Genomic DNA, 23,291 nt, shown 5'->3' with positions numbered 1-23,291 from the left:
TCGGGTTGCAACCGATCCGCCCGACGCCCATTCCTCTGCAAAACACGATGCGGAGAGGCATGATGAAGAGCTATCTGAAGCAGTATATCGACGGCGCCTGGGTCGACAGCGACGGCGGCCGGATTCACCAGGTCATCGATCCCTCGACCGAACAGCCCTGCACCGAGATCACGCTCGGCACCGCGGCCGATGTCGACAAGGCGGTCGCCGCCGCCCGCGCCGCGTTCGAAAGCTGGAGCCAGACAAGCGTTCAGGAGCGGCTCGACGTGCTCGGTCGGATCATGACCGAGTACAAGGCGCGCATGCCCGATCTGGCCAAGGCGATGTCGCAGGAAATGGGCGCACCGATGGCGCTCGCATCGATGGCACAGGCGCCGACCGGCCTCGCGCATTTCTCCGCGACCGCCAAGGCGCTGGCGGCGTTCCAATTCTCCGAAGTCATCGGCAAGGCGACCGTCGTGCACGAACCGCTCGGCGTCGTCGCGATGATCACGCCCTGGAACTGGCCGCTCAACCAGATCTGCGCGAAGGTCGCGCCAGCGTTGGCGGCAGGCGACACGATGATCCTGAAGCCGTCCGAGGAGGCGCCCTCCTGCGCGATCATCCTCGCCGAGATCATGGACGCCGCGGGCGTCCCGGCGGGGGTGTTCAACCTCGTCAACGGCGATGGCCCCGGCGTCGGTGTCGCCCTGTCGAGCCACCGCGACATCGACATGGTCAGCTTCACCGGCTCGACCCGCGCGGGCATCGCGGTGGCGCAGGCCGCCGCACCGACGGTCAAGCGCGTCCATCAGGAGCTGGGCGGCAAGGCAGCGAACCTCGTGCTCGAGGGCGCCGATCTCGCCAGCGTGCTGCCGCCGACGGTGGCGGGCGTGCTCGCCAATTCGGGGCAGAGCTGCATCGCGCCGACGCGGCTGCTGGTCCATGCCAGCCAGGTCGCCGAGGCCACCGCGATCGTGAAGTCGATGATGGAGCAGACCAGGGTCGGCGACCCCGCCGAGATGGGCCAGCATATCGGCCCCGTCGTCAACAAGGCGCAATTCGACAAGATCCAGGGGCTGATTCAGTCGGCGATCGACGAGGGTGCGACGCTGGTGACCGGCGGCGTGGGGCGTCCTGACGGGCGCAACGCGGGCTATTACATCCAGCCGACCTTGTTCACCGATGTCCGCCCCGACATGCGGATCGCGCAGGAGGAGACGTTCGGCCCGGTCGCGACGATCACCGCCTATGCCGACCAGAATGAGGGCATCCGCATCGCCAACGCAACCGAATACGGCCTCTCTGCGACGATCTCCGGTGACCCCGCCGCCGCCGCGAAGGTCGCGCCAAAGCTGCGTGCGGGGCTGGTCACGATCAACTCGTGGAGCCCCGACATCGGCGCGCCGTTCGGCGGCTACAAGCAATCGGGCAATGGCCGCGAGAATGGCCGCTACGGGCTGACCGACTTCATGGAAGTGAAGACGGTGGTGGGCCTGCCCGGCTGATGCCGCCGACGCCCCCTCCCCCGCGGGAGGGGGCTCAGTGCATCGGCCAGACCGCGACGATCAGCGGCGTGCCGACCAGCAGCACCAGCAGCGACAGTGGCGCGCCGAGCCGGGCGTAATCGCTGAACTTGTAGCCGCCCGGCCCCATGACCAGCGTGTTGCACTGATGACCGATCGGCGTGAGGAAGTCGCACCCTGCCCCGACCGCGGTCGCCATCAGAAACGCCTCGGGCCGATAGCCGAGATCGCCCGCAAACGTCGCTGCGATCGGCGCCATCACCAGCACGGTCGCGGCATTGTTCAGGAACGGCGTCACCGCCATCGCTGCCGCCAGGATCAGCGCGACCGCGCCCCAGGGCGGCAGCGTCGATGCGGTCGCGGACAGCCAGGTCGCGATGACATCCGACGCGCCGGTGGTGCGAAGCGAGTCGCTGACCGGGATCAACGCTCCAAGCATGATCAGGATTGGCCATTCGACATGGTCATAGGCCTCGCGCACCGGCAGCACGCCGGTCGCCATGATCAGCCCCGCCGCCGCGAAGAACGCCACCGCGACGGGCACGAAGCCCATCGCCGTCGCGCCCATCGCGACGCCGAGGATCCCGATCGGCAGCCAGCTGCGCTTCGACACGCCAAGCCGCATTTCGCGCTGTGCCAGCGGCAGGCAGCCCAAGTCACGCAGCTTGCCGGGTAGCTGTTCGAGCGGCCCCTGCAGCACCAGCACGTCGCCCGCGCGCAGCTCGATATTCGCCAGCCTGCGCGACAGATGCTCGCCCTGTCGCGAGATCGCGATCAGATTGACCCCGAACCGCGCCTGCAGCGCAAGCCGCGCCGCGGTCCGGCCCGCCAGCGGCGAACCGACATTGACGACCGCCTCGATCACGCCAACTTCATCGTCATCCGCCTGATCCGCCTTTTCGCGGTCCTCGCCTTCGAGCTTCAGCCGGTCGCGCGCGATCACGCGTTCGAGCGCATCGGGTTCGCCGCCGAGGATCAGTACGTCGCCCGCCCTCAGGTGCGTATGCTCGTTCGGCGCGCTGCGCATGCCCGCGCGCAGGATCCGCGTGATCGACACCTCGCCGTCGTGCCGTGCGAGAAAATCCTCGACCGACTCGTCGACCGCGGGGGACGTCTCGGGGATTGCGGCTTCGGTGATATATCCTTTGATATCGAGCGCTTCGCCCATCGTTGGCGCAGCCCGCCGGTCGCGCGGCAGCAGCCGATAGGCGAAACGCAGATAGATCAGCCCCATCACCGTCAGGCCGAGGCCGACCGGCGCATAGTCGAACATCCCGAAGGGGTGCCCGGTCATCTGCTCGCGGACGCGGCTGACGATGATGTTGGGCGAGGTGCCGACGAGCGTGATGAGACCGCCGAGCAGCGACGCGGTCGCCATCGGCATCAGGAACACCGATGGCGAGGTGTTGTTCTTCTTGGCCATCTGGAACGCGGCGGGCATCAGCATCGCCAGCGCGCCGATATTCTTGACCAACGCAGACGAGAACCCCACCGACGCTGTCAGCACGACGAGCTGCGACCGCACCCGCGTGACCCGCTTTGCGAGCTTCGCCAGCGCGAGCTCGATCACCCCCGAGCGCTGGACCGCCGCCGAGATGACGAGCGCCGAACCGACGATGATCACGATGTCGTCGGAAAAGCCCTTGAAAGCGTCCTTCGGACTGACGATCCCGAGCGCGATGCTCGCGAGCAACGCCAGGATCGCTGTGACGTCGTAGCGAAACCGTCCCCAGATGAAGAGCATCATCATGCCGATGAGCGTGGCGATCGAAAGGGATTGGGGAAGGGTCATCTGGCCTCGATATGTGACTGCCGATCAACCATGGCCGAAAGCGCTGGTTCCCACGACAAGGGTTCCTCCGGCGTTTGCCGCCGGTTCAATAGTCTTTGGAAATGCGGACGTTCGCACTCTGCCTGCCAAGCGTGGAGATGCTCGACAGCAGCGACAGCCAGCGGGTGACCTGGAACTCGACCTGCGTCGCGCTATAGCCCTGGCCGTCGGTGACGATTTCCGCATAGAGCCGCCGCGTCACATATTTGCCCGCGGCGATCGACGTGCCCTGCCCCGTCTGCGGATCGGCAGGCAGGATGCGCAACCGGTCGAGACCCGCTGCACGCCGCACTGCGTTGATTGGGTTGATCCCGTTGCCGCCGTCCTGCAACGCCGCCACCGCCGCCGCGAGCTGCAGGGCCTCGGGCGCGGACAGGTTGGTAATCGACGTCCCGAACAGCAGGCGCGAGAGCAGCTCGTCCTGCGGCAGCGCAGGCGTGCTGGTGAACCCGATCTCGGGCTTGAGCGCATAGCCCGTGACGCGGATCGAGGCGTTAAGCCCGGTCGAGTCCGCATTCGCCTCGATGTCGAGCGCGGGATTGGCGGGGACGCCGCCATCGAACCGGATGACGCCGCGCGCCAGTTCGAATTCGCGCCCGGCAAATTCGTAATCGCCACGGATCAGCGTCGCACGTCCCGTGATCGCGGGGTTCTGCGGTTCGCCGGCGATCTGCAGATTGGCGGACCATTCGCTCGTCAGCCCCAGTCCGCTGACCATGACCTGGTTCGGCGCGCGGGCCTTGATCGCCAGCGTCCAGGGGCGCGTCGGCGCAGCCTTTTCCTCCCCGCCCTCGGGCAGGTTGATCTCCCGGATGTTGAGCTGCGGCACCGCGCTCGCCGCGGTCGCCTGACCTAGCCGGTAGCGACTCTTGTTCATCACCACGTCGCCTGCGATCACGCCGCCTATCCCGTCCGACGTGAACGTCAGCGGCCCCGTCACGGTCGCGCCGATATCGTCGCGGTTGATCATCACAGCGTTCGCGGCCTGAAGCCGCAGGTCGATGCCGAGCCCGTTCCTGGCCGCGAAATCAAACTGGCCAACCCCCGTCACACGGCCGCCCTTGCCCGCGTCCGCTGCGAAACGGTCGATCACCAGGCGCGAGCCGCCGAACCGGCCGCTGGCCTGGACGTTCGACAGGATCGTCCCCGTCGTGCCGCTTTCGATGCGGGCGTTCGTTGCACGGACGACGCCGCGGATTACCGGCGCTTCGAGCGTACCGACGACGTCCGCCCCGATCGCGACCGGTCCCGACAGGTCGAACAGCTCGACCCCCGTCAGCCGCCACAGCGTGTCCGCAGGCCCGCTGTAGCGCAGCTGTCCGAACAGCCGCGCGCGCGCGATCCGCGTGGCGAGGTCGCCCTCACCGAGCGGTGCGAGCTGCGCCTGTGCGCGCCCGATCGTCTTGCCACCCGAGGCGATCACCGCACGCAGGCCGAGCTTGTCGGGCGACAGAAGCGCTGCGACCCCGACATCGATCGGCCGCGACGACAGCACGAGCCCCGCACGGCTGAGGCCACGGATCGTCACGTCCGCCTTGCCCGTCGGCGGGTTCCCGCCGCTCGTCGCGACGCTGAACGTCCCCGATGCCAGACCGCCAAGCCCGAGTCCCGGATAGCCGATATCGAGGATGGCCAGCGGCATCCGCGTCATGCTCGCGTCGATCGCGCTGGTCGATCCGGTGAAGCGTCCGCCGACCGCCGCCTCGCCCCCCGAGAAGCTCAGACGCGTCGGTGCGAGGCGCCAGCCATCGCCGTCGCGGGTCACGATCGCAGGGCTCAACAGCCGGAGCGGTCGCCGGTCGAGCGTGCCCTGCGCAGCGATGCGATAGCTGTCCGCGGTCACGTCGGTCACGCTCTCGATATCGAACGCGCGTCCTCGCGACCCGGCGATCGACGCCTTGATCTGCCCCACCCCGCCGCGCAGCGACGCGCTGCCCGCCAGCCGCCCGATGCTGAGCGCGCCGCGTTGCAAGCCTGCGCCGGTCGCGGTCGCCTCGATCGAGGTGCCCGCAGGGTCGAGGATCGTGACGAGGTCCATATGACCACGCCGCAAAGTCCAGCCGGCGAGCGTCCCCGCGCGCGCATCGAGATGCGCCTCGACGCGCTGATTCTCGCCGACCGGCCGGAAAAGCAGTTCACCCGCCAGACCGCCGCCCGCCACCGCGAGCCGCCCGTTGAAGCCGCCATCGACGATCGCGAGCGTCCCCGTCGCGCGGGTCCCGCTGACATCCAGCGCGGCGATCGCGATCGTGGCACCCGCGCCGCGCGGCAGGAGAAGCGTCCCGCCCGCGGTAAAGGGGCCAAGCCGCGAGCCACCCGCAGCGGCAAAAGCATAGCCCTGCGCGGTCGGATCGAGATGCGCCCGCACGTTGGTCAGCCCCAGGGCCGGACTGGGGCTGGCGAGGACGAGGTCGAGCGTCGGCCGCTCGATCCTGCCGTCCAGCGTCAGCGTGACCGGCCCGTAGTTTTGCTGGCGTCCACCGCCCTCGAACCGGAAACTGCCGTCGCGCCGCCGGTAGCCGCTGCCGCTCAACCGGATCTGCGGCGCGACGAGGACGAGGGTGTTGAAATGCAGGACTCCGTCCGTCGTCCGTTCGAGATTGGCGGTGAGCCGCGGCAGACCGCCTGCGAGACTGCGGAAGAAGGCGTTGTCGAGCCGCAGCACCCGCGCGGCGCCCTGCCCGATCACCCGCGTCCCCTTGCCGTTCGGCCCCGGAACGACGCGCAGCGTCGACGTGACGTCGACGATCCCCAGCCCCGGGATCAGATAGCGACCGAGCCGGCCATTCACCCCGACGTCGAACCGCCCGGTGCGCAGATCGACCCTGATGCCGATCCGTCCGTTGAGCTTGTCGGAGCGCAGCACGAGGTCGTCACCGGTCAACAGCGCAGGCGTGATCCGCAGCCGCCCATCGACCGACAGGTTGCGCAGGATCCCCCCGGCGACATCGCCGACCCCGGTCACGCGGGCGGCGGTGACGCGGATCGGGACGGTGACCGGCGCTGCAGACAATCGCCCTTTGCCAGCGATCCGCACGCGATCGAATCCGGTCTTGTCGAAGGCCAGCCGTGCCGCATCGAGGCGGTAGTCGAAGCTGGCGGTCGCGAAGGCACCGCCGAGAATGGCGCGCAGTTCGATGCCGCTGCCCCCCATCGTCCCGATCAGCGCCGTCGGCCGCAGCAGCCGCGCCTTCACGCGAAAGTTGCGAAATGCGTTCGCGCCGAGATCGACGATACCCGTCGTGTCGAGCGAGAGCGCCGGCGACCGCAGCGACAGCCGCCCGTCGAGCCGGCGTTCGACGAACGTCGCGGCGCCATTGACCAGAACCCGCGGCGTCGTGAGCGCTGCGAGCCGTCCGCTGAGCAGCCCCGAGGGGGCGAGCGTTCCCGACAGCGTATAGCGTCCGCTCGCCTGTGAAAGCGCGAGATCGACCGCGCGTGCCGTGCCGACATTACCCTGTGCGCGGCCCGTCCAGCGTGCCCAGCGGCCGTCACCGGTGACGACGAGCGCGACGTTGCTCCGGGCGCCGATCATCCGGGCGAGCACCCCGTTCGCCGCCCCGCGCGCCGCTACGTCCAGATCGAACCGGTCGCGCGCTGGCTCCGCATCGATCCGCAGCTTGAGCCGGTCGCTACCCGCGACCAGTGCATTCACATCGACGAGCGCGCGTCCCGAGCGGATATCGGCACGGCCGTCGAGCCGCGCGACGCGGGCGGTGCCGAGCACGCGGGTGTCGAGCAGCAGGCGTCCGACCGTGAGCCGCCCGATCCGGATATCGAAATCCGGCAGGATCGGCGTGCGCCTCTTCGACGGTCGCGTGCGCGGGACGTAGAACAGCGTCGCGCGATCGATCGCGAGCCGGCGGATTTCGAGCCGGTTCGAAAACCAGCGGGTGGGCGACCAGTCGAGCGCGACGCGCGGTGCCTGGAACACGAGCCCGTCGAGATCATAGACGCGCAGATCGGTCAGCCGCGTATCGCCATAGAGCGACCCGTCGATCCGCCCGATCGTGAAACGCAGCCCGTTGGCCGCACGGATCGCGCCGACCCGATTGGCGACATAGCGGTGGCCGATATCGGTATCGACGATCAGCAGCGCGGCACCGAGGATCGCCACCAGGGCCAAGAATGCCGCCGCAAGCCAGCGCCACCAGCGGCGCCGTGGCACAGGCCGGCCCGGCTCCGTCGTCTCGGTCGCGGCGTCGGTCAAAACGCTTGTCCCAGCGATACATAGACCGCGATCCGGCTGTCGCCCGGTTGCGGGTTGATCGGCGTCCCGACATCGAATCGGATCGGGCCGAAGTTCGAATAATAGCGCACCCCGATCCCCGTGCCATATTGCAGACCGGTGAATTTGGGCAGCGGCGACGTGTAGATGTTGCCCGCATCGAGGAACGGCACGACCCCGAAATTGCCGAACGCCTTGATCCGCGCCTCGATCGAGAATTCGGTCAGGCTGCGACCGCCGATCGGATCGTTGTTCGGATCGCGCGGACCGATCGACTGATAGCCATAGCCGCGTATCGACGCGCCGCCGCCGGCATAGAAACGCCGCGACGGTGCCACCTGGTCGCGCGGCGCGCCGACGATCGTACCGAGCCGGGTCCGCCCCGCCAGCACGATCCCGTCGCTGACCGTCCGGTACACGCTCGCGTCGATCTGCGTCCGGGCATAGCCGAACACCGATCCCTGGAACGACGCCTCCGGGCTCAACCGCCCACCGAGCCGGAACCCGCGCGTCGGGTTGAGCAGGTCATCCGATCCGTCATAATTCAGCGTGGTCGGCAGCGCGCCGATGAAGAAGGTGCGGCGTCGCGGGTCGCCGGTCGACACGATCACGTCGCGTTCGTCCGACGCGATCAGCTCCGCGCCGAGCGACCAGGTCCAGGTCTTCTGGAAGAAGATGTTCGTCTGGCGTTCGATGCTGCCGGCCAGCGTGAAGGTCTTGGCCTCATAGGCATCGCGGTTGATATGCACCGCGGAGACCTGCGCGGTCAGCACGCGGTCGCGCGCATGAAAGTTGTTGCGGCGATAGACGATCGCGCCAAGCTGCTCCTGCGTCCCGATGACGCTGCGCAGCGTGAGCGCGCCTTCGGGCGGAAACAGGTTGCGATGCGTCCAGCTGACCTCGGCGCGTGCGCCCTCGCCCGTGCCATAACCAAGCTCGCCCGCGACCGTGCGCGGCGGCGCGCGGTCGAGCTTTACGCCGATATCGACGCTGTCGGCGGTGCTGCCGGGAATCGGCCTGACCTCGACCGACGACACCAGGCTGGTCTGGACGAGCGCCCGGCGCAGATCGTCCAGCTCGCCCGCATCATAGGGCTGACCGGGGGAAAACCGCGCGATTTCCTGCACATGGTCTGCATCGAACACGCGGTTACCGGGCAGCGCGACGATCCGGCCAAAGCGCTTCTGGCCGCCCGGGACGATCGACAGGTCGAGCGTGGCGGTGCGTGTCGCATGGTCCACCACGATCGCCGGATCGCCGACCTTGGCGAACGGAAAGCCCTCGCGCCCGATCTGAGTCGTCAGCTTCGCCTCGCCCGCGACGATCGCGTCCGAATTGACCGGGTCGGCAGGCTTGATGCCGAAGGCCTGGGCCAGCGCGGGCGCCTTGTCCCCCGCCGCCGCAAGACCGTCGATCGTCACGCCCGTGAAGGTGTAGCGCGTGCCGGGCTCGGCCGAGACGATCACCAGCGGCTTCTGCCCCGGCTCGACCCGGGTGGTGACGCGCGCGTCATAATAGCCCTCGGCGCGCAAAAGGCTGTTGAGCAGGTCGCCGTCCTCGCGCGCACGGCGATCGAGCTGCGCTGCGTTGGCGACCTCGCCGTCGTTCGCGTTGAGCGTCGAGAGCTGGTCAAACCGCTGTTTCAGCAGCGCGTTCTCGATCGAGTCGATCCCTTCCAGCCGCCACGAATAGCGCGTCTCGGTCGTCGCATCGGTGTTGGTCGCGACGGTGACCGGATCATCGGTGGCGGCGGCAAGATCGGGCCAGGCGACGCCGATATCCGGCAGCGGCGCGAGCGGCGACATCGGATCGAGCGACACCGGCGCGTCCGCAGCCGCAGCGCCCTCCTGCGGCGTGGATACGCGTGTCTGGGCGGCGGCGCGGGGGGGCGCCGTCAGCATCGGCACGACAAGGACGGCGGTGGCCGTACCGATCCCGACCCACCCGAAGCGGTACACCATGCTCGCCTCCTAGCCGGGCTTGGCCCCCCGCGACAGTCGTTCGTGACGCATTTTCGCCACGTTTCGTCATGACATCGAAATATCCTGCCGGACAATCAGCGCGTTGCGCGGTGCATCGTCCGCGTCGGCAGCCGGCACTGGCGTCCGCGCGCGCGACGTGGCAGGTGCGGGACATGGCTGACAAACGTCCGACCGCTGCTGGCGGCTTCCTGATCGCACTCGGCATCCTTGGCGGTGCCGGGGTCGGATTTGCGATCGGCCAGGCCACGCCCGGCCTCCTGATCGGCACCGCGATCGGCGTCGCCGCCGCGCTCCTCGTCTGGATTCGCGACCGCCGCTAGGCGGGTTCGCGCATCTGCCAGACGACGCGGCCGACAATGTCGACCGGGCCGTCGGGTACCGGCGGCGCGGCAGGATTGTCGCTCGACACGCTGAGCGTCCCGTCCCGCAGCGCGACGCGCTTGACCATCGTCAGGCCATCGACCCGGATGACGTAGAGCCGCCCGCGCGCGCCCGGCACCGTGGTCGCCATATTGACGATGATGTGATCGCCGTCCTGCAGGCCGGGCTCCATCGATGTTCCCCGGACCCGGATGATCGCCGCCTGCCCGTCGCGCAGCCCGAGCCGCCGCGCCAGTGCCGGGTCGATCACGTCGGTGCCCAGCAACACCTCGTCATCGACCAGCGCACCCGGCCCGGCCGACGCCTGCACCGCCAGCCGGGCGATCTGGAATCCGGTGGGACTCTTCCCCGTCTTCCCCCCGCTCCCACCGAGCACATGGTCCTCGACGCCGAGATACTGCGCGAGCAGCCGGCGATCGTCCTCCGCCAATCGTCGTGGCGACCCGCGCTTCACATACTGCTGCAGATAGGCCGCGTTGCGTCCCAGCATTGCCGACAGGGCCGCCAGACTGTCCCCGCGCGCAGCCGCGAGCCGTGCCAGCGCTGCTCGGGGATCGGGATCGGACATGGCGAGACCATAGCGCAGGAAAAATCCTAGACAAGTTAGATTTCAAGGAACAGATCGTGAACATAGACAGGGAATCACGAGGAGCAAACGATGTCCGTACTGGTCAAGATCAACCGATATCTGCGGCAGACCGACATGGGGGCGGCCACCTTCGGACGGCGTTCGGTGAATGATTCCCGGCTCGTCGCGGATCTCAGACGCGGTCGCCAGCCACGCGCGGGACTGGTCGCGCGGATCGAGGCGTTCATCGCGAACACGTCCGGGCGCGGCCGGTCGTGAGGATGGACCCCCTGCGCGGCCCCGATGTCGCGACGCGGTTGATCCGCGCACTTCACGCCAGTGCCGCAGCATCGGGCACGCCATTCGAGGTGATCGAGACGGTTTCGCGCCCGTGGGCAAGCGCGACCTTCTCGGGCGAGCTACATCATCTGGTCATCCTGGCGGATCCCATACCCGGTTTTCGATCCTGGCTTGCCGCCCTGCCCGATGCCGAGCTGCCGCTACGGGGGCACATCCTCGCCGATCTCGCGATCGACGCGGTGGAGCAGGTCGGGTCGCGGCTGCGTGTCACCATCGCGGCGTTGACGCTGATCGACGCATAGCCATGCCTTGGGGCTGGACTTTCGGCCCTGGAAACACGAAGTCGGCGGCCAATGAAGGAGATGACGATGGCAGGCACCGGCGCCGGAATGGGCAAGTTCGAATGGGCGGATCCGTTCCTGCTCGACGACCAGCTGAGCGAAGACGAACGCATGATTCGCGACACCGCGCGCGCCTATGCCGAGGACAAGCTCGCGCCGCGGATCATCGACGCGTTCCAGCACGAACATACCGATCCCGCGATTTTCCGCGAAATGGGCGATCTCGGCCTGCTTGGGCCGACCATTCCGGAAGAATATGGCGGCGTCGGTGCCTCCTATGTCGCGTACGGCCTGGTCGCGCGCGAGGTCGAGCGGATCGACTCGGGTTATCGCTCGATGATGTCGGTCCAGTCGAGCCTGGTGATGTACCCGATCAATGCGTTCGGCTCCGAAGCACAGAAGCGCAAATATCTGCCGAAGCTCGCGACCGGCGAGTTCATCGGGTGCTTCGGACTGACCGAGCCCGATGCGGGTTCGGACCCCGGCGGCATGACGACGCGCGCGAAGAAGACCGCCAACGGCTATGTCATCTCGGGCGCCAAGACCTGGATCTCTAACTCGCCGATCGCCGACGTGTTCGTGGTCTGGGCCAAGTCCGACGAGCATGGCGGCGGCATCCGCGGCTTCATCCTGGAACGCGGGATGAAGGGGCTAGAGACGCCCAAGATCGAGGGCAAGCTGTCGCTGCGTGCGTCGATCACCGGCATGATCCTGATGGACGAGGTCGAGGTCGGCGAGGAGGCGCTGCTTCCCGACGTCCAGGGGCTGAAGGGGCCGTTCGGCTGTCTCAACCGTGCGCGCTACGGGATTTCGTGGGGGGCGCTCGGTGCGGCGGAGTTCTGCTTCCACGCCGCGCGGCAATATGGCCTCGATCGCAACCAGTTCGGCACGCCGCTCGCCGGGCGGCAGCTCTATCAGAAGAAGCTCGCCGACATGGAGACCGAGATCGCGCTCGGGCTTCAGGCGTCACTCCGCGTCGGGCGGCTGATGGACGAGGGGCGGTTCGCGCCCGAGATGGTCTCGATCGTCAAGCGCAACAATGTCGGCAAGGCGCTCGACATCGCGCGGATGAGCCGGGACATGCACGGCGGCAACGGCATTTCGGGGGAATATCAGGTGATGCGTCACATGATGAACCTCGAGACGGTGAACACCTATGAGGGCGCACACGACGTCCACGCGCTGATCCTCGGCCGCGCGATCACGGGTATTGCAGCGTTCTAGTGATAGGCCACGTGCTTGCTTGCCACCCCGGCGAAGGTCGGGGCCCAGTTGGGGAACGCGCCTTGGCTGATGCTGCGTGTCGTTACTACAACCTTTCCAACTGGGCCCCGGCCTCCGCCGGGGTGGTGATTTAATCGTGGAAGGCAAACCTACACCCCTCGCCGGCCTCAAGGTCGTCGAACTCGCCCGCATCCTCGCCGGCCCCTGGGCGGGCCAGGTACTCGCCGATCTCGGCGCCGACGTGACCAAGGTCGAGAGCCCGGCGGGCGACGACACCCGGACATGGGGCCCGCCGTTCATCGACAACCCCGACGGCACCCGCGACGCAGCCTATTTCCACGCCGCCAACCGCGGCAAGCGCTCGGTCGTCGCGGACTTCACGACACCCGAGGGACAGGCTGCGGTTCGTGCGCTGATCGCCGACGCCGATGTCGTGATCGAGAATTTCAAGGTCGGCGGGCTCGCCAGATACGGCCTCGACTATCCGACGCTCGCCGCGATCAATCCGCGGCTCGTCTATTGCTCGATCACCGGCTTCGGCCAGGACGGCCCCTACGCACCGCGCGCGGGCTATGACTTCATCGTCCAGGGCATGAGCGGGATCATGGATCTTACCGGCGAGCCCGATGGGGCGCCGCAAAAGATCGGCGTGGCCTTTGCCGACATCATGACCGGGCTGTATTCGGTGATCGCGATCCAGGCGGCGCTCGCGATGCGCGAGCGGACCGGTCGGGGGCAGCAGATCGACATGGCGCTGCTCGATACGATGACCGGGGTGCTCGCAAATCAGGCGATGAACTGGTTTGCGAGCGGAGTCTCGCCGACGCGGGTCGGCAACGCGCACATGAACGTGTGCCCCTATGCCGTCTTCCCGACGAGCGACGGGTGGTTCATCCTCGCGGTCGGGAATGACGGCCAGTTCCGGCGGTTCTGCGATGCCATGGGCTTGCCCGAAATGCGCGACGATCCGCGGTTCGCGACCAATGCCGGGCGGCTCGCCTTCAAGGACATCTTGTTCGCGACGATCGAGGCGGCGACGTCACTGGTGCCTAAACTCGAGCTGCTCGCGCGGCTGGAGGCGGTCGGCGTCCCCGCCGGGCCGATCAACACCGTCGCGCAGGCGTTCGACGATCCGCACGTGATCGCGCGCGGCATGGCGATCGACGTCGTGCGTCCGGATGGATCGAGCGTGCCGGGTCTCCGTACGCCGATCCGCTTCTCGGATGCCGATCTCGCGACCGGTCGTGCGGCACCGATGCTGCCAAGACACCCGTCATCCTGACGAAAGTCAGGATCCAGAGCCAGTTGCGCTAGCGTTCCTGGCTCTGGATCCTGGGTCGAGCCCAGGATGACGAAAGGGGTCAGGCGGCCGTCACCGCCGGCTTGCGTGCATAAAGTCCATAAGCGAGAATCAGCGCGTAGCAGATCGCCGGCAGCAGCAGCGCGAAGTGCAGGCTGCCCGAGGAATCCGCGAGCACGCCCGTGAAATAGGGTATGATCGCGCCGCCGACGATCGCCGTGGCGATCACGCCCGACCCCTCGGCCGCACGCTTGCCAAGGCCTTCGGATGCCAAGGCGAAGATCGTCGGGAACATCACCGAATTCATCAGCCCGATCGACAGCAAGGCCCAACCCGACACGGCACCCTCGGTATTCGCCGAGATCAGGATCAGCGCCAGCGTTCCCGTCGCAACACCGGCCAGAACCTTGCCCGGCGACACCTTGTTGAGGACATAGGCCCCGATGAACCGCCCGATCAGCGCGCCGCCCCAGTAGAAGGGCACATGCTGACCGGCGGCGACGTCGCTCAGGCCCATCACGCTCGGCTGCATCAGGTAATTGACGATCAGCGAGCCGACTGCGACCTCGGCGCCGACATAGAGGAAGATACATGCCGTCCCCATCGCGAAGCGCGGGCGCTTGAGCAGCGTGAAGGCATGGAGGATGCTGCCCGTCTGCTCCTGCTCCTCGTTCAGCCGGTTGCGCCGCGTCCAGACGACGGCGGCGACGATCAGCAGCGCGATCGCGAGGCCGATATAGGTGTGCACAACGGTCCGCGACGATTCGGTCCGGTAGGCGTCAAGCGCGGCGCCGGTCAGCGTCGATGAATCCACCGTCGCGAGACCACCGAGGATGACCGCGGAACCGACATAGGGGAAGATCGTCGTGCCGAGCGAGTTGAACGCCTGCGCGAAGGTCAGCCGGCTCGATGCCGATTTCGGCGCGCCGAGCGCCGAGATTAGCGGGTTGGCGACGACCTGGACGACGGTGATGCCCGCGCCCAGCACGAACAGCGCGAACAGGAACATCTCGAAGCTGGCCTTGCCCGCCGCCGGGATGAACAACAGGCACCCGACGGTCATCGTCACCAGCCCGATCGAGGCGGTGCGCATATAACCCGCCTTGCGCACGATCGCCGCGGCGGGGATCGAGAACAGCGCATAGGCGAGGAAGAAGGCCGACTGGACCAGCATCGCGGTCGCATGGTCGAGCGTGAACAGCTCCTTCATCTTCGGGATGATGATGTCGTTCAGCGAGGTGATGCCGCCGAAGATGAAGAACAGGGCGAAGACGAAGACGCGCAGGTCGGGGGCGTCGTAACCGTGATTGGCATCGCCCTCTGCGGCGGCGCCTCCCGCGGCGGCGGTGTGATGGGTGTCGACATGCATGATAAATTGCGCCCTCTCGCGGTCTTGTTGGGCGGCGGCATAAGCCGGGGCGACCGCGCGTGGCAATGGCAGAGGCGCGTTCGCGCGCCCGGCTGCGGCGTGCCACCCGTCGATTGCCGCGCTTTCGGGCTTCGGGTATGCCGTTTGCAAACGCGACAAGGGAGAGCATGAAATGGCGACCGCAGCGCTGCGCAATTCGACGGTTTCACCCGCGGAATGGGAAGCCCGCCAGCAGCTTGCCGCCTGCTACCGGGTCTTCGACATGCTCGGCTGGTCCGAGATGATCTACAACCACATCACGTTGAAGATCCCCGGCGAGGACGGCGCGTTCCTGATCAACCCGTTCGGGCTGCATTTCAGCGAGGTGACCGCGTCGAGTCTCGTCAAGATCGACATCGACGGCAACAAGCTCGACCAGAACCCCTATCCGGTCAATCTCGCGGGCTTCACGCAGCACGCGCTGTTCCACAAGCACCTGCCCGACGCGCATTGCATCATGCACACGCATACCACCGCGGGCATGGCGGTCAGCGCGGTCGAGGGCGGGCTTCAGCCGACCAATTTCTATGCCTGCAACTTCATCGGCCAGATCGCCTATCATGATTTCGAGGGCGTCACCGTCCGGTCGGAAGAGGGCGAACGGCTGATCGAGCATCTCGGCGACAAGCGCGTGATGCTGCTGCGCAATCACGGCATCCTCGTCATGGGCCGGACGCTGCCCGAGGCGTTCATCAAGCACTGGTCGCTGCAGCGCGCCTGCGAGATCCAGGTCGCAACGGCGTCGATGGGCACGCCGATCCTGATCCCCGACGATGTCGTCAAGGTGCACCAGCGCGATCTGGGCAAGGTCTCGCTGCCCGGTGGTGCAGGCAAGGCGGATTTCGAGGCGATGGTCCGGCTGGTCGACAAGCGCGACACGAGCTGGCGGCAATAGCCCCCTCCCCTCCGCCCGGGGGATCGGCTAGCGCGCGGGGATGACCCGCTTCACCGTCAACAACCAGGCGATCGAATATCGGCTCGATCCCGCGACGCCGCTGCTCTGGGCGCTGCGCGACGCGTCGAACCTGACGGGGACCAAATATGGCTGCGGCACCGGCCATTGCGGCGCATGCACGGTCGATATCGACGGTCGTGCGGTGCGCAGCTGCCGTGTGCCGATCGGGTCGATCGAGGGGCGCTATGTCACCACGATCGAGGGGCTGTCGCACGAACGCAACCACCCGCTGCAGCTCGCCTTCATCGCCGAAGCGGTGCCGCAATGCGGCTTCTGCATCCCCGGCATGATCATGGCCGCCGCCGCACTGCTGAAACGCGATGCAAACCCGAGCGAGGCGGTGATCCGCGAACAGATCACCAATCTGTGCCGCTGCGGCGTCTATCCGCGCGTTGTCGAGGCGATCCAGCGCGCGGGCCGCGCAACCCGCGGCGAGGAGGTCCTGCCCGCTGGCCCCCGCCCCGGAATCGACCCGGCGGATTCCGCACGGCTCGTCCCCGCGCTCGTCCCGCCGCCCGCGCGCTAGGGCGCCCGCGCACGAATCCTGTCGGATCGCTGACCAAGCCATTCAGCGTCGCCTCACGCCCGTAAGGCTAGACGGGGTGCACCATAGGAGCCGGCTCGTGCGCCGGCAGTCGAGGACGACGGCAATGACGCGGAGTTTCCTGAAGATCTTGCTCGTGGCATCCGCACTGGTGCCGGTTGCCGCACAGGCGCAGCGGTTCGGTGCCGAGGCGCCGGGGAATGGCGAGATGCGCGGTGATTGGGGCGATCGCGGCGATCGCGGCGATCGGCCGCAGCGGCCCGACCGGGGGGCGATCGTGCAGGGCACGGCACGCGGCGATACGCCCGATGCGCGCAACGGCCGACCGGACGGCCCCCGTCAGGACTGGAATGCGCGCGTGGCGTCGGACCGACAGGCCGACCAGGTTCGCGAGAACTGGGTCCGCGGCAATGCGCAGCGCGATGCCGCCCGCCAGGACGTCCGAAACGATCGCCGCGGTCAGCCCGACCGCGCCCGCTTCGACGGCCGCCCCGGCGAGGACCGCGGCTATCGCGACGATCCACGCGGGCGCGCCGACTGGCGCGGCCGCCCGGACCCCCGCGGCCGCGACGACTGGCGCGGGCGCGACGGCGATCGGGATCGGGATCGGGATCGGGATCGGGGCGGCTATCGCAACGGCCAGCATTTCGGCGGCTACGGCACCGTCCAGGGCTATGGCCGCGGCGGATATGGCCAGCGCGGGGCGTGGAACCGCGGCTGGCGCAGTGACACTCGCTATGGCTGGAGCGACTATCGCGCGAGCAACCGCGGCGCCTACCGCCTGCCGCGCTATTATGCGCCGAACGGCTGGGGCTCGGGCTATCGCCGCTTCAGCATCGGCTTTTCGCTGAACAGCATCCTGTACAACCAGAATTACTGGATTCAGGATCCCTACACCTATCGCCTGCCCGAGGCCTATGGGCCGTATCGCTGGGTCCGCTATTACAACGACGCGCTGCTCGTCGATCTCGACAGCGGGCGGGTGGTCGACACGGTCTACGACATCTTCTGGTAGGCACATCGCGGCACGACGAGCGACCCCGCCCGTCGTGCCGTCCCAGTTGCGCCCCCTTGCGTTTCGCGGACGGCTGCGCAAATTCGGATCCATGGGTTTATTCACCAAAGCCAAGCCGCAGGATCCAATGGCGCCGACACGGCAGGCGGCCGGCGCCAGCGTCGCCGCGCGGCTCGACGCCAATCCGAAGGTCCAGCGGGTCGCGATCGACGGGGTGCAATTCTATCACCACGCCAACTTCCTCGACGCCGCGACCTGTCGTGCGCTCATCGCGCTGATCGATTCGAAGCGGCGGCCGTCGACGCTGCTATCCGACCGCCCGAACAGCAGTTTCCGCACGTCGGAGAGCTGCGACATGGATCGCTGGTCCCCCGATGTGCAACCCACCGACGAGGCGATCGCCGCGCTGCTCGGCATCGACCTGCCGCATGGCGAGACGATGCAGGGGCAGCGTTACGCCCCCGGCCAGCAATTCCGCGCGCATCACGATTATTTCCACGCCAGCGAAAGCTATTGGGACAAGATGCAGGAACAGGGCGGCCAGCGAACCTGGACCGCGATGGTCTATCTGAACGACGTGCCCGAAGGCGGCGCCACGTGGTTCCCGCAGGCGGGCGTCAAGGTCGCGCCCAAACGTGGGCTGCTGCTCGCGTGGAACAACATGAGCCCCGACGGCAGCCCCAATGGCCTGACGCTCCACGAAGGCATGCCGGTGGTCGAGGGCGTCAAATACATCGTCACGAAATGGTTTCGCGAACGCCCCTGGATCAAGTGACGCCCCTCCCGCGTCGGGGGAGGATCGCCTGCCCGCGTCGGTGAACCCGCTCGACAATCCCCCCGCAGCCACTACCTCCGGCGCATGACAGTTCTCGGTGTAACCTCCTCGATCCTCGGCCAGCCCTGGCGCTGGCGCTCGCTCGCCGCGGACGCGCGCGACGGGTTCGGCGGCGACGATCTGGTGACCCAGCTCCTTCTCGCACGCGGCTGCCCGCGTGAGGCGCTCGACGCGCACCGCACGCCGTCGATCCGCGCGTTCATGCCCGACCCGTCGATCTTCCGCGACATGGACCGCGCGGCCGATCGGCTCGCCGATGCGGTGCAGGCGGGCGAACAGGTCGCGATCTTCGGCGATTACGACGTCGACGGCGCGACTTCTGCCGCGCTGATGATCCTTGTGCTGCGCGATCTGGGGATCGAGGCGCGCGCCTATATCCCCGACCGCCTGCTCGAAGGCTATGGCCCGTCGGGCGAGGCCATGGTCCGGCTCGCAGGCGAAGGCGCCTCGCTGATCGTCACCGTCGACTGCGGCGCGCAGGCATTCGACGCGCTCGATGCCGCACGCGATGCGAAGGTGGACGTGATCGTGATCGATCACCACAAATGCTCGACCGCACTCCCGCACGCGCTGGCGCTGGTGAACCCCAACCGGCTCGACGAGGATGAGGGCGCCGCGCACGGCCATCTCGCCGCGGTCGGCATGTGCTTCCTCGCTGCTGCCGCGCTCGTCCGCACGCTGCGCACGCGCGGCTACTTCGCGGATCGCGCCGAGCCCAAGCTCATCGACCTGCTCGACATCGTCGCGCTCGGCACCGTCGCCGACGTCGCGCAGTTGCGCGGGCTCAACCGTGCGTTCGTCGCGCAGGGGCTGAAGGTCATGGGCGCGCGCCGCAACATCGGCGTCGCGGCGCTGATCTCGGCGTCGCGACTGACGCGCAACCCGACCTGCACCGATCTCGGCTTCGCGCTCGGCCCGCGGATCAACGCCGGCGGGCGCGTCGGCCGCGCCGATCTCGGCGTCCGCCTGCTGACGACGCAGGACCCCGATGAGGCGCGCGGGATCGCCGAGGAGCTCGACCGTCTCAACGAGGAACGCCGCGCGATCGAGACCGCGGTGCAAGAGGCCGCCGACCTGCTCGCCAGTCGCGACCGCAGCGTCGCGGTCGTCGCCGGACAGGCCTGGCATCCCGGCGTCATCGGCATCGTCGCAGGCCGCCTGAAGGAAAAGCTCGGCCGGCCCGCGATCGTCATCGCGATCGACGAACACGGCATCGGCAAGGGATCGGGCCGGTCGATCCCGGGCGTGGACCTCGGCGCGGCGGTGATGGCGGCGCGTGAGCAGGGCCTGCTCGTTTCAGGGGGCGGCCACGCGATGGCGGCCGGACTGACGATTGCCGAAGCGGCGATCCCGGCTTTCGCCGACTTCCTCGAGGACCGGCTCGCCGCAGCGGTCTCGCAGTCCAATGACGGCCGCGCGCTGCTGCTCGATGCGGTCCTTGCCGCGGGCGGGGTCAATCCTGCGCTGGTCGAATCGATGGACGCAGGTGGCCCCTATGGGATGGGCTGGCCCGCACCGCGCGTCGCGATGGGGCCGGTCCGCGTGATCAAGGCGGATGTGGTGGGCAATGGCCATGTCCGCACGATCGTGGCGGGTGACGACGGCCGCAGCGTCAAGGCGATGGCGTTCCGCGCCGCCGAGACGCCGCTCGGCCAGGCGCTGCTCGGCGCGGCCCCGCACCGCAAGCTCTGGCTCGCCGGTCGCGCCAAGATCGACGACTGGGCATCGCGCCCCGCAGCAGAATTGCACGTCGAAGATGCCGCCTGGGCCGATTGAAGGGTTGACGGGCCAGCCACTTGGCCTTAGGCGCCTCCAACCACGCAGGCCCCTTCGTCTAGCGGTTAGGACGCGGCCCTTTCACGGCTGAAGCACGGGTTCGATTCCCGTAGGGGTCACCATCTCATCGCCAAGCGGCTGAGATTGGCGATATATCAATAGAATCAACGCCTCGCGAGGCGCCCAGTGCTACAGATGGCGTCGCATACCGCATTCCGTCGAGCGCGGCAGATCGCGTTTCTCGCAGTTTCGAATGATCGTTGCGGAGGGTGTCCGAGGGGTCATCGGCAATCCGGCGTGGACAGGGTGTCTGAGAACAACCGACCCGTTCCTGGCGCGTAGGAGGCGCGCCGTGCTGGTTATCGCATGCTTGCCGAGATCAGGCAGCGCGAGACGGGATCACCGACTGACAAATGGTCGCTGAGCGCACCAAGGCCGTATTGCATTGAGACGGCTGTTCCGCGACTGCGGCGCATGCCTCACGCCAGCAACATCGTCTATTGCGACGGTCCAGACAGCCCCCACGCCTTCGACATCGTTCCGATCCAACCCCGTAAGGGGAGCTTGGATGCACTGTGCCCATTGTGCAAAGGCCGGGGCCAATGGAATACCGAGATTGATCTCGTAAGCTTCCGCTGTAAGCGCACTGCCTGCGATCGGTGCCATGGCGCTGGATGGGTAGAAACCGGCTCGGACCCGGTCGGCCTGCCCGACATCGAGATTTCACCGGAAGGCTACCCCCGGTGGACGCTACGCTTCGAACCTGCGGACGAAGTCACGCCGATCGACCCGGAAAAACCAGGCCTATCGCAGACCTAGGAAGTTATTGGTTGGGTCAGGCGCACCGCGCTTGGCCGCGACCCACGCAACGTCCTCCTCACTTGACGCCTCCGGCAGGTCCTCGCCAGGCGAGAGCGCGTCATCGGGGGAGGTCTTGCGGGGTGCCGGCAATCGGCTCGTCGATGGCGCGCTCGTCGGCACTGTCCGTGATCTTTTCTCTGTTCGGCGTGTCATTCTCGGCGGCGGCGGCTCCTGGTCGGCGAACAGCCCCTGCTCAGGTCATCCGCCGAGCGTGGCGGAAGCGCGCATACCGGTTGAGGAGATCGTTGATCAGCTGCTCGTCGCTCAGGCCGGTCACATCATGCGCCGGCTCTCCCTCCGAGGAATGCGCCACCGCCCGGTAGTGGAGACGCTCCTGTTCGTTCGCCTTGCGCGATGCCGCCCAAGCGAAGCTTGCTTGGCGGAAGCCGCGTGACCGAACCCCGTAGTGGAACTCGCCACGCTCGCCGTGCGGGATGCGAAGCTCGACCTGGTTTTCGTCCTGAACGAGGGTTGGCGAGAGGCCGCTGTCGCGCATCTGTGCCGCTACCGCGTCGAGCGCCGGGCTTGCCGTACCGGTGAGGAACGCCGCAACCTCACGCTTGTCGTGGAAGCGCGTGATGGTCGCGAGGCGCTGCTGCCAACTCAACGGCCTTTCGGCGATCGGATCGGAACCCGCGGCGGACAGGTCCAACGCTTCCTGGCCCTCGGTCTGCAAGGCGCGCAGCAGCCCATAGCAAATGAACACCATCACCACCGCGAATGGCAATGCACTGGCGATCGCGGCGGTCTGAAGGGCCTGGAGTCCACCGGCGACCAGCAGCACAGCACCGACGGCGCCCGCGGATACCGCCCAGAACACACGCTGCCAAACCGGCGGGTTCTCCGCCGCGCCCGACGTGATCATGTCGATGACCAATGCCCCGGAATCCGCCGACGTGACGAAGAAGGTGATGATCAAGAGTGTCGCGATACCTGAGACGATCGTTGCGAAGGGCAGCTGCTCCAGTGTCTCGAACAACGCCACCGGCAGATTGTTGGCGACGGTGTCGGCGATGGCGGCCGTATCGGCCATGTCCAGCGCGATCGCGGTGTTGCCGAACACCGTCATCCACAGGAAGGTGAATAGGGTCGGCACCAGCAGCACGCCGCCGATGAATTCGCGGATCGTGCGCCCACGCGAAATGCGGGCGATGAACATGCCGACGAAGGGCGACCAGGCGATCCACCAACCCCAATAGAACAAGGTCCAATTGCCCAGCCACGGGTTGGGTTCGTAGGCGTAGAGGCGGAAGGTGCGCGGCACGACTTCGCCGAGATAGGTGCCGATGTTCTGCACAAAGGCCTGGAGCAGGAACACCGTCGACCCGGTGACGAGGACGAAGGCGAGCAGCAGTCCGGCCAGGATGATATTGAGTTCGGACAGGCGCTTCACGCCCTTGTCCAGTCCGGCGACGACCGAAAGCGTGGCCATGCCGGTGATGGCGGCGATCAAGACGAGCTGAACGGGGATGCTCGTCGGCAGGCCGAACAGGTGATTGAACCCGGCATTCACCTGCAGCACGCCGAGACCAAGCGACGTCGCAACACCGAACATCGTGCCCAGCACCGCGAAGATGTCGACGGCGTGGCCGATCGGGCCGTAGATCCGCTTGCCGATCAGCGGGTAGAGTGCCGAGCGGATGGTGAGCGGTAGTCCACGGCGAAACGCGAAATAGGCAAGCGCCAGCCCGACCACGATATAGATCGCCCAGGCGTGCAGGCCCCAGTGAAAGAAGGTGAGGACCATCGCTTCGCGTGCAGCCGCGATCGTCTTCCCCTCGCCCACGGGCGGCGATGCATAATGCTGGATTGGCTCGGCCACGCCGAAGAAGATCAGGCCGATCCCCATCCCCGCACTGAACAGCATCGCGAACCAGGACGGGTAGCTGTAATCCGGTTCGCTGTCGTCGGGCCCGAGCTTCACATCGCCATAGCGACTGAGCATCAGGAAAATGGCGAAGATCAGGAACCCCGCGACGGCGGCGATGTAGAACCAGCCGAAATCCGCGACGATCAGCGCCTGCACGGTCGTGAACACCCGGTTCGCGGTCTCCGGGGCGAGCGCGCCGAAGAGGGCGAAGGCCAGGATCAGGCCAGCCGAAACGAAGAATACAGGCGGATTGATCTCCGCCTTGCGCCCCGCTGCTGGCTGTGGCGCGTCACTCGGTACCGGCTCGGTCAATGTACCCCCTATTCATGGTTAATGTCCTGTCCTGTGAATGGAACGACGCTGAGCC

The 23,291-nt window shown here is 67.4% G+C and carries 17 protein-coding genes and 1 tRNA gene; 12 read left to right on the top strand and 6 right to left on the bottom strand.

Going from position 1 to position 23,291, the window contains the following annotated elements; all coding sequences use genetic code 11:
- Nucleotides 1-62 precede the first annotated feature (62 nt).
- Entirely contained in the window at nt 63-1,487 is a 1,425-nt protein-coding gene (locus tag NEF64_RS05580; protein ID WP_056406390.1) for an aldehyde dehydrogenase family protein, read from the top strand.
- Between the two features lie 34 nt (nt 1,488-1,521).
- On the opposite strand, the gene NEF64_RS05575 is transcribed toward NEF64_RS05580, so the two are convergent.
- From NEF64_RS05575 to NEF64_RS05565, 3 genes are all read right to left on the bottom strand, one after another.
- Nucleotides 1,522-3,297, bottom strand: coding sequence for an SLC13 family permease (locus tag NEF64_RS05575; protein ID WP_056406135.1), 1,776 nt, complete (start codon nt 3,295-3,297; stop codon nt 1,522-1,524).
- Between the two features lie 85 nt (nt 3,298-3,382).
- Nucleotides 3,383-7,546 (bottom strand): translocation/assembly module TamB domain-containing protein, encoded by a 4,164-nt coding sequence (locus tag NEF64_RS05570; protein WP_200912170.1) that lies wholly within the window; start codon nt 7,544-7,546, stop codon nt 3,383-3,385.
- Nucleotides 7,543-9,525: an autotransporter assembly complex protein TamA gene (locus NEF64_RS05565; protein WP_056406134.1), complete on the bottom strand. Its 1,983-nt coding sequence runs from the start codon at nt 9,523-9,525 to the stop codon at nt 7,543-7,545. The genes NEF64_RS05570 and NEF64_RS05565 overlap by 4 nt, the downstream gene beginning before the upstream one ends.
- Before the next feature lie 173 nt (nt 9,526-9,698).
- Between NEF64_RS05565 and NEF64_RS05560 the strand changes: the two genes are divergently transcribed.
- On the top strand, nt 9,699-9,866 hold the full coding sequence (locus NEF64_RS05560; RefSeq protein ID WP_167396669.1) for a hypothetical protein: 168 nt from the start codon (nt 9,699-9,701) through the stop codon (nt 9,864-9,866).
- Here NEF64_RS05560 and NEF64_RS05555 read toward each other — a convergent pair.
- Entirely contained in the window at nt 9,863-10,495 is a 633-nt protein-coding gene (locus NEF64_RS05555) for a S24 family peptidase (RefSeq protein ID WP_056406132.1), read from the bottom strand. The two genes, NEF64_RS05560 and NEF64_RS05555, sit on opposite strands and share 4 nt — an antisense overlap.
- Nucleotides 10,496-10,585: 90 nt before the next feature.
- Here NEF64_RS05555 and NEF64_RS05550 point away from each other — a divergent pair, with 90 nt between their 5' ends.
- From NEF64_RS05550 to NEF64_RS05535, 4 genes are all read left to right on the top strand, one after another.
- A complete protein-coding gene (locus NEF64_RS05550; RefSeq protein WP_056406131.1) occupies nt 10,586-10,774 on the top strand; it encodes a hypothetical protein in 189 nt (62 codons plus the stop codon).
- On the top strand, nt 10,771-11,097 hold the full coding sequence (locus NEF64_RS05545) for a hypothetical protein (RefSeq protein WP_156360323.1): 327 nt from the start codon (nt 10,771-10,773) through the stop codon (nt 11,095-11,097). The genes NEF64_RS05550 and NEF64_RS05545 overlap by 4 nt, the downstream gene beginning before the upstream one ends.
- Before the next feature lie 66 nt (nt 11,098-11,163).
- On the top strand, nt 11,164-12,360 hold the full coding sequence (locus NEF64_RS05540; protein WP_056406386.1) for an acyl-CoA dehydrogenase: 1,197 nt from the start codon (nt 11,164-11,166) through the stop codon (nt 12,358-12,360).
- A 136-nt stretch (nt 12,361-12,496) separates the two neighbouring features.
- Nucleotides 12,497-13,642, top strand: a complete 1,146-nt coding sequence (locus tag NEF64_RS05535; protein WP_200912169.1) for a CaiB/BaiF CoA transferase family protein — start codon at nt 12,497-12,499, stop codon at nt 13,640-13,642.
- 79 nt (nt 13,643-13,721) lie between these two features.
- Here NEF64_RS05535 and NEF64_RS05530 read toward each other — a convergent pair whose 3' ends face one another.
- On the bottom strand, nt 13,722-15,029 hold the full coding sequence (locus NEF64_RS05530) for a sugar MFS transporter (RefSeq protein WP_056406129.1): 1,308 nt from the start codon (nt 15,027-15,029) through the stop codon (nt 13,722-13,724).
- Between the two features lie 172 nt (nt 15,030-15,201).
- On the opposite strand from NEF64_RS05530, the gene NEF64_RS05525 reads away from it, so the two are divergent.
- From NEF64_RS05525 to NEF64_RS05500, 6 genes are all read left to right on the top strand, one after another.
- Complete coding sequence (locus NEF64_RS05525) at nt 15,202-15,963, top strand: class II aldolase/adducin family protein (RefSeq protein ID WP_031438880.1); 762 nt, start codon at nt 15,202-15,204, stop codon at nt 15,961-15,963.
- Between the two features lie 40 nt (nt 15,964-16,003).
- Nucleotides 16,004-16,549, top strand: coding sequence for a (2Fe-2S)-binding protein (locus NEF64_RS05520; protein WP_056406128.1), 546 nt, complete (start codon nt 16,004-16,006; stop codon nt 16,547-16,549).
- A gap of 124 nt (nt 16,550-16,673) precedes the next feature.
- Complete coding sequence (locus tag NEF64_RS05515; protein WP_252574697.1) at nt 16,674-17,582, top strand: RcnB family protein; 909 nt, start codon at nt 16,674-16,676, stop codon at nt 17,580-17,582.
- A gap of 91 nt (nt 17,583-17,673) precedes the next feature.
- Nucleotides 17,674-18,357 (top strand): prolyl hydroxylase family protein, encoded by a 684-nt coding sequence (locus NEF64_RS05510; protein WP_056406126.1) that lies wholly within the window; start codon nt 17,674-17,676, stop codon nt 18,355-18,357.
- Between the two features lie 84 nt (nt 18,358-18,441).
- On the top strand, nt 18,442-20,193 hold the full coding sequence (gene recJ / locus NEF64_RS05505; RefSeq protein WP_056406125.1) for a single-stranded-DNA-specific exonuclease RecJ: 1,752 nt from the start codon (nt 18,442-18,444) through the stop codon (nt 20,191-20,193).
- Between the two features lie 47 nt (nt 20,194-20,240).
- Nucleotides 20,241-20,315, top strand: a tRNA-Glu gene (locus NEF64_RS05500).
- Between the two features lie 932 nt (nt 20,316-21,247).
- On the opposite strand, the gene NEF64_RS05495 is transcribed toward NEF64_RS05500, so the two are convergent.
- Nucleotides 21,248-23,236: a BCCT family transporter gene (locus tag NEF64_RS05495; protein WP_252574695.1), complete on the bottom strand. Its 1,989-nt coding sequence runs from the start codon at nt 23,234-23,236 to the stop codon at nt 21,248-21,250.
- Nucleotides 23,237-23,291: the final 55 nt, after the last annotated feature.

The organism is Sphingomonas aerolata, assembly GCF_023935825.1.
GTDB lineage: Bacteria > Pseudomonadota > Alphaproteobacteria > Sphingomonadales > Sphingomonadaceae > Sphingomonas > Sphingomonas aerolata.
This window is presented reverse-complemented; position numbering and strand designations above follow the sequence as displayed.

Coding starts and splice junctions, on each gene's coding strand:
- NEF64_RS05580 (WP_056406390.1), top strand. CDS start 63: ATGAAGAGCTATCTGAAGCAGTATATCGACGGCGCCTGGGTCGACAGC.
- NEF64_RS05575 (WP_056406135.1), bottom strand. CDS start 3,297: ATGACCCTTCCCCAATCCCTTTCGATCGCCACGCTCATCGGCATGATG.
- NEF64_RS05565 (WP_056406134.1), bottom strand. CDS start 9,525: ATGGTGTACCGCTTCGGGTGGGTCGGGATCGGTACGGCCACCGCCGTC.
- NEF64_RS05560 (WP_167396669.1), top strand. CDS start 9,699: ATGGCTGACAAACGTCCGACCGCTGCTGGCGGCTTCCTGATCGCACTC.
- NEF64_RS05555 (WP_056406132.1), bottom strand. CDS start 10,495: ATGTCCGATCCCGATCCCCGAGCAGCGCTGGCACGGCTCGCGGCTGCG.
- NEF64_RS05550 (WP_056406131.1), top strand. CDS start 10,586: ATGTCCGTACTGGTCAAGATCAACCGATATCTGCGGCAGACCGACATG.
- NEF64_RS05540 (WP_056406386.1), top strand. CDS start 11,164: ATGGCAGGCACCGGCGCCGGAATGGGCAAGTTCGAATGGGCGGATCCG.
- NEF64_RS05530 (WP_056406129.1), bottom strand. CDS start 15,029: ATGCATGTCGACACCCATCACACCGCCGCCGCGGGAGGCGCCGCCGCA.
- NEF64_RS05525 (WP_031438880.1), top strand. CDS start 15,202: ATGGCGACCGCAGCGCTGCGCAATTCGACGGTTTCACCCGCGGAATGG.
- NEF64_RS05520 (WP_056406128.1), top strand. CDS start 16,004: ATGACCCGCTTCACCGTCAACAACCAGGCGATCGAATATCGGCTCGAT.
- NEF64_RS05515 (WP_252574697.1), top strand. CDS start 16,674: ATGACGCGGAGTTTCCTGAAGATCTTGCTCGTGGCATCCGCACTGGTG.
- NEF64_RS05510 (WP_056406126.1), top strand. CDS start 17,674: ATGGGTTTATTCACCAAAGCCAAGCCGCAGGATCCAATGGCGCCGACA.
- recJ (WP_056406125.1), top strand. CDS start 18,442: ATGACAGTTCTCGGTGTAACCTCCTCGATCCTCGGCCAGCCCTGGCGC.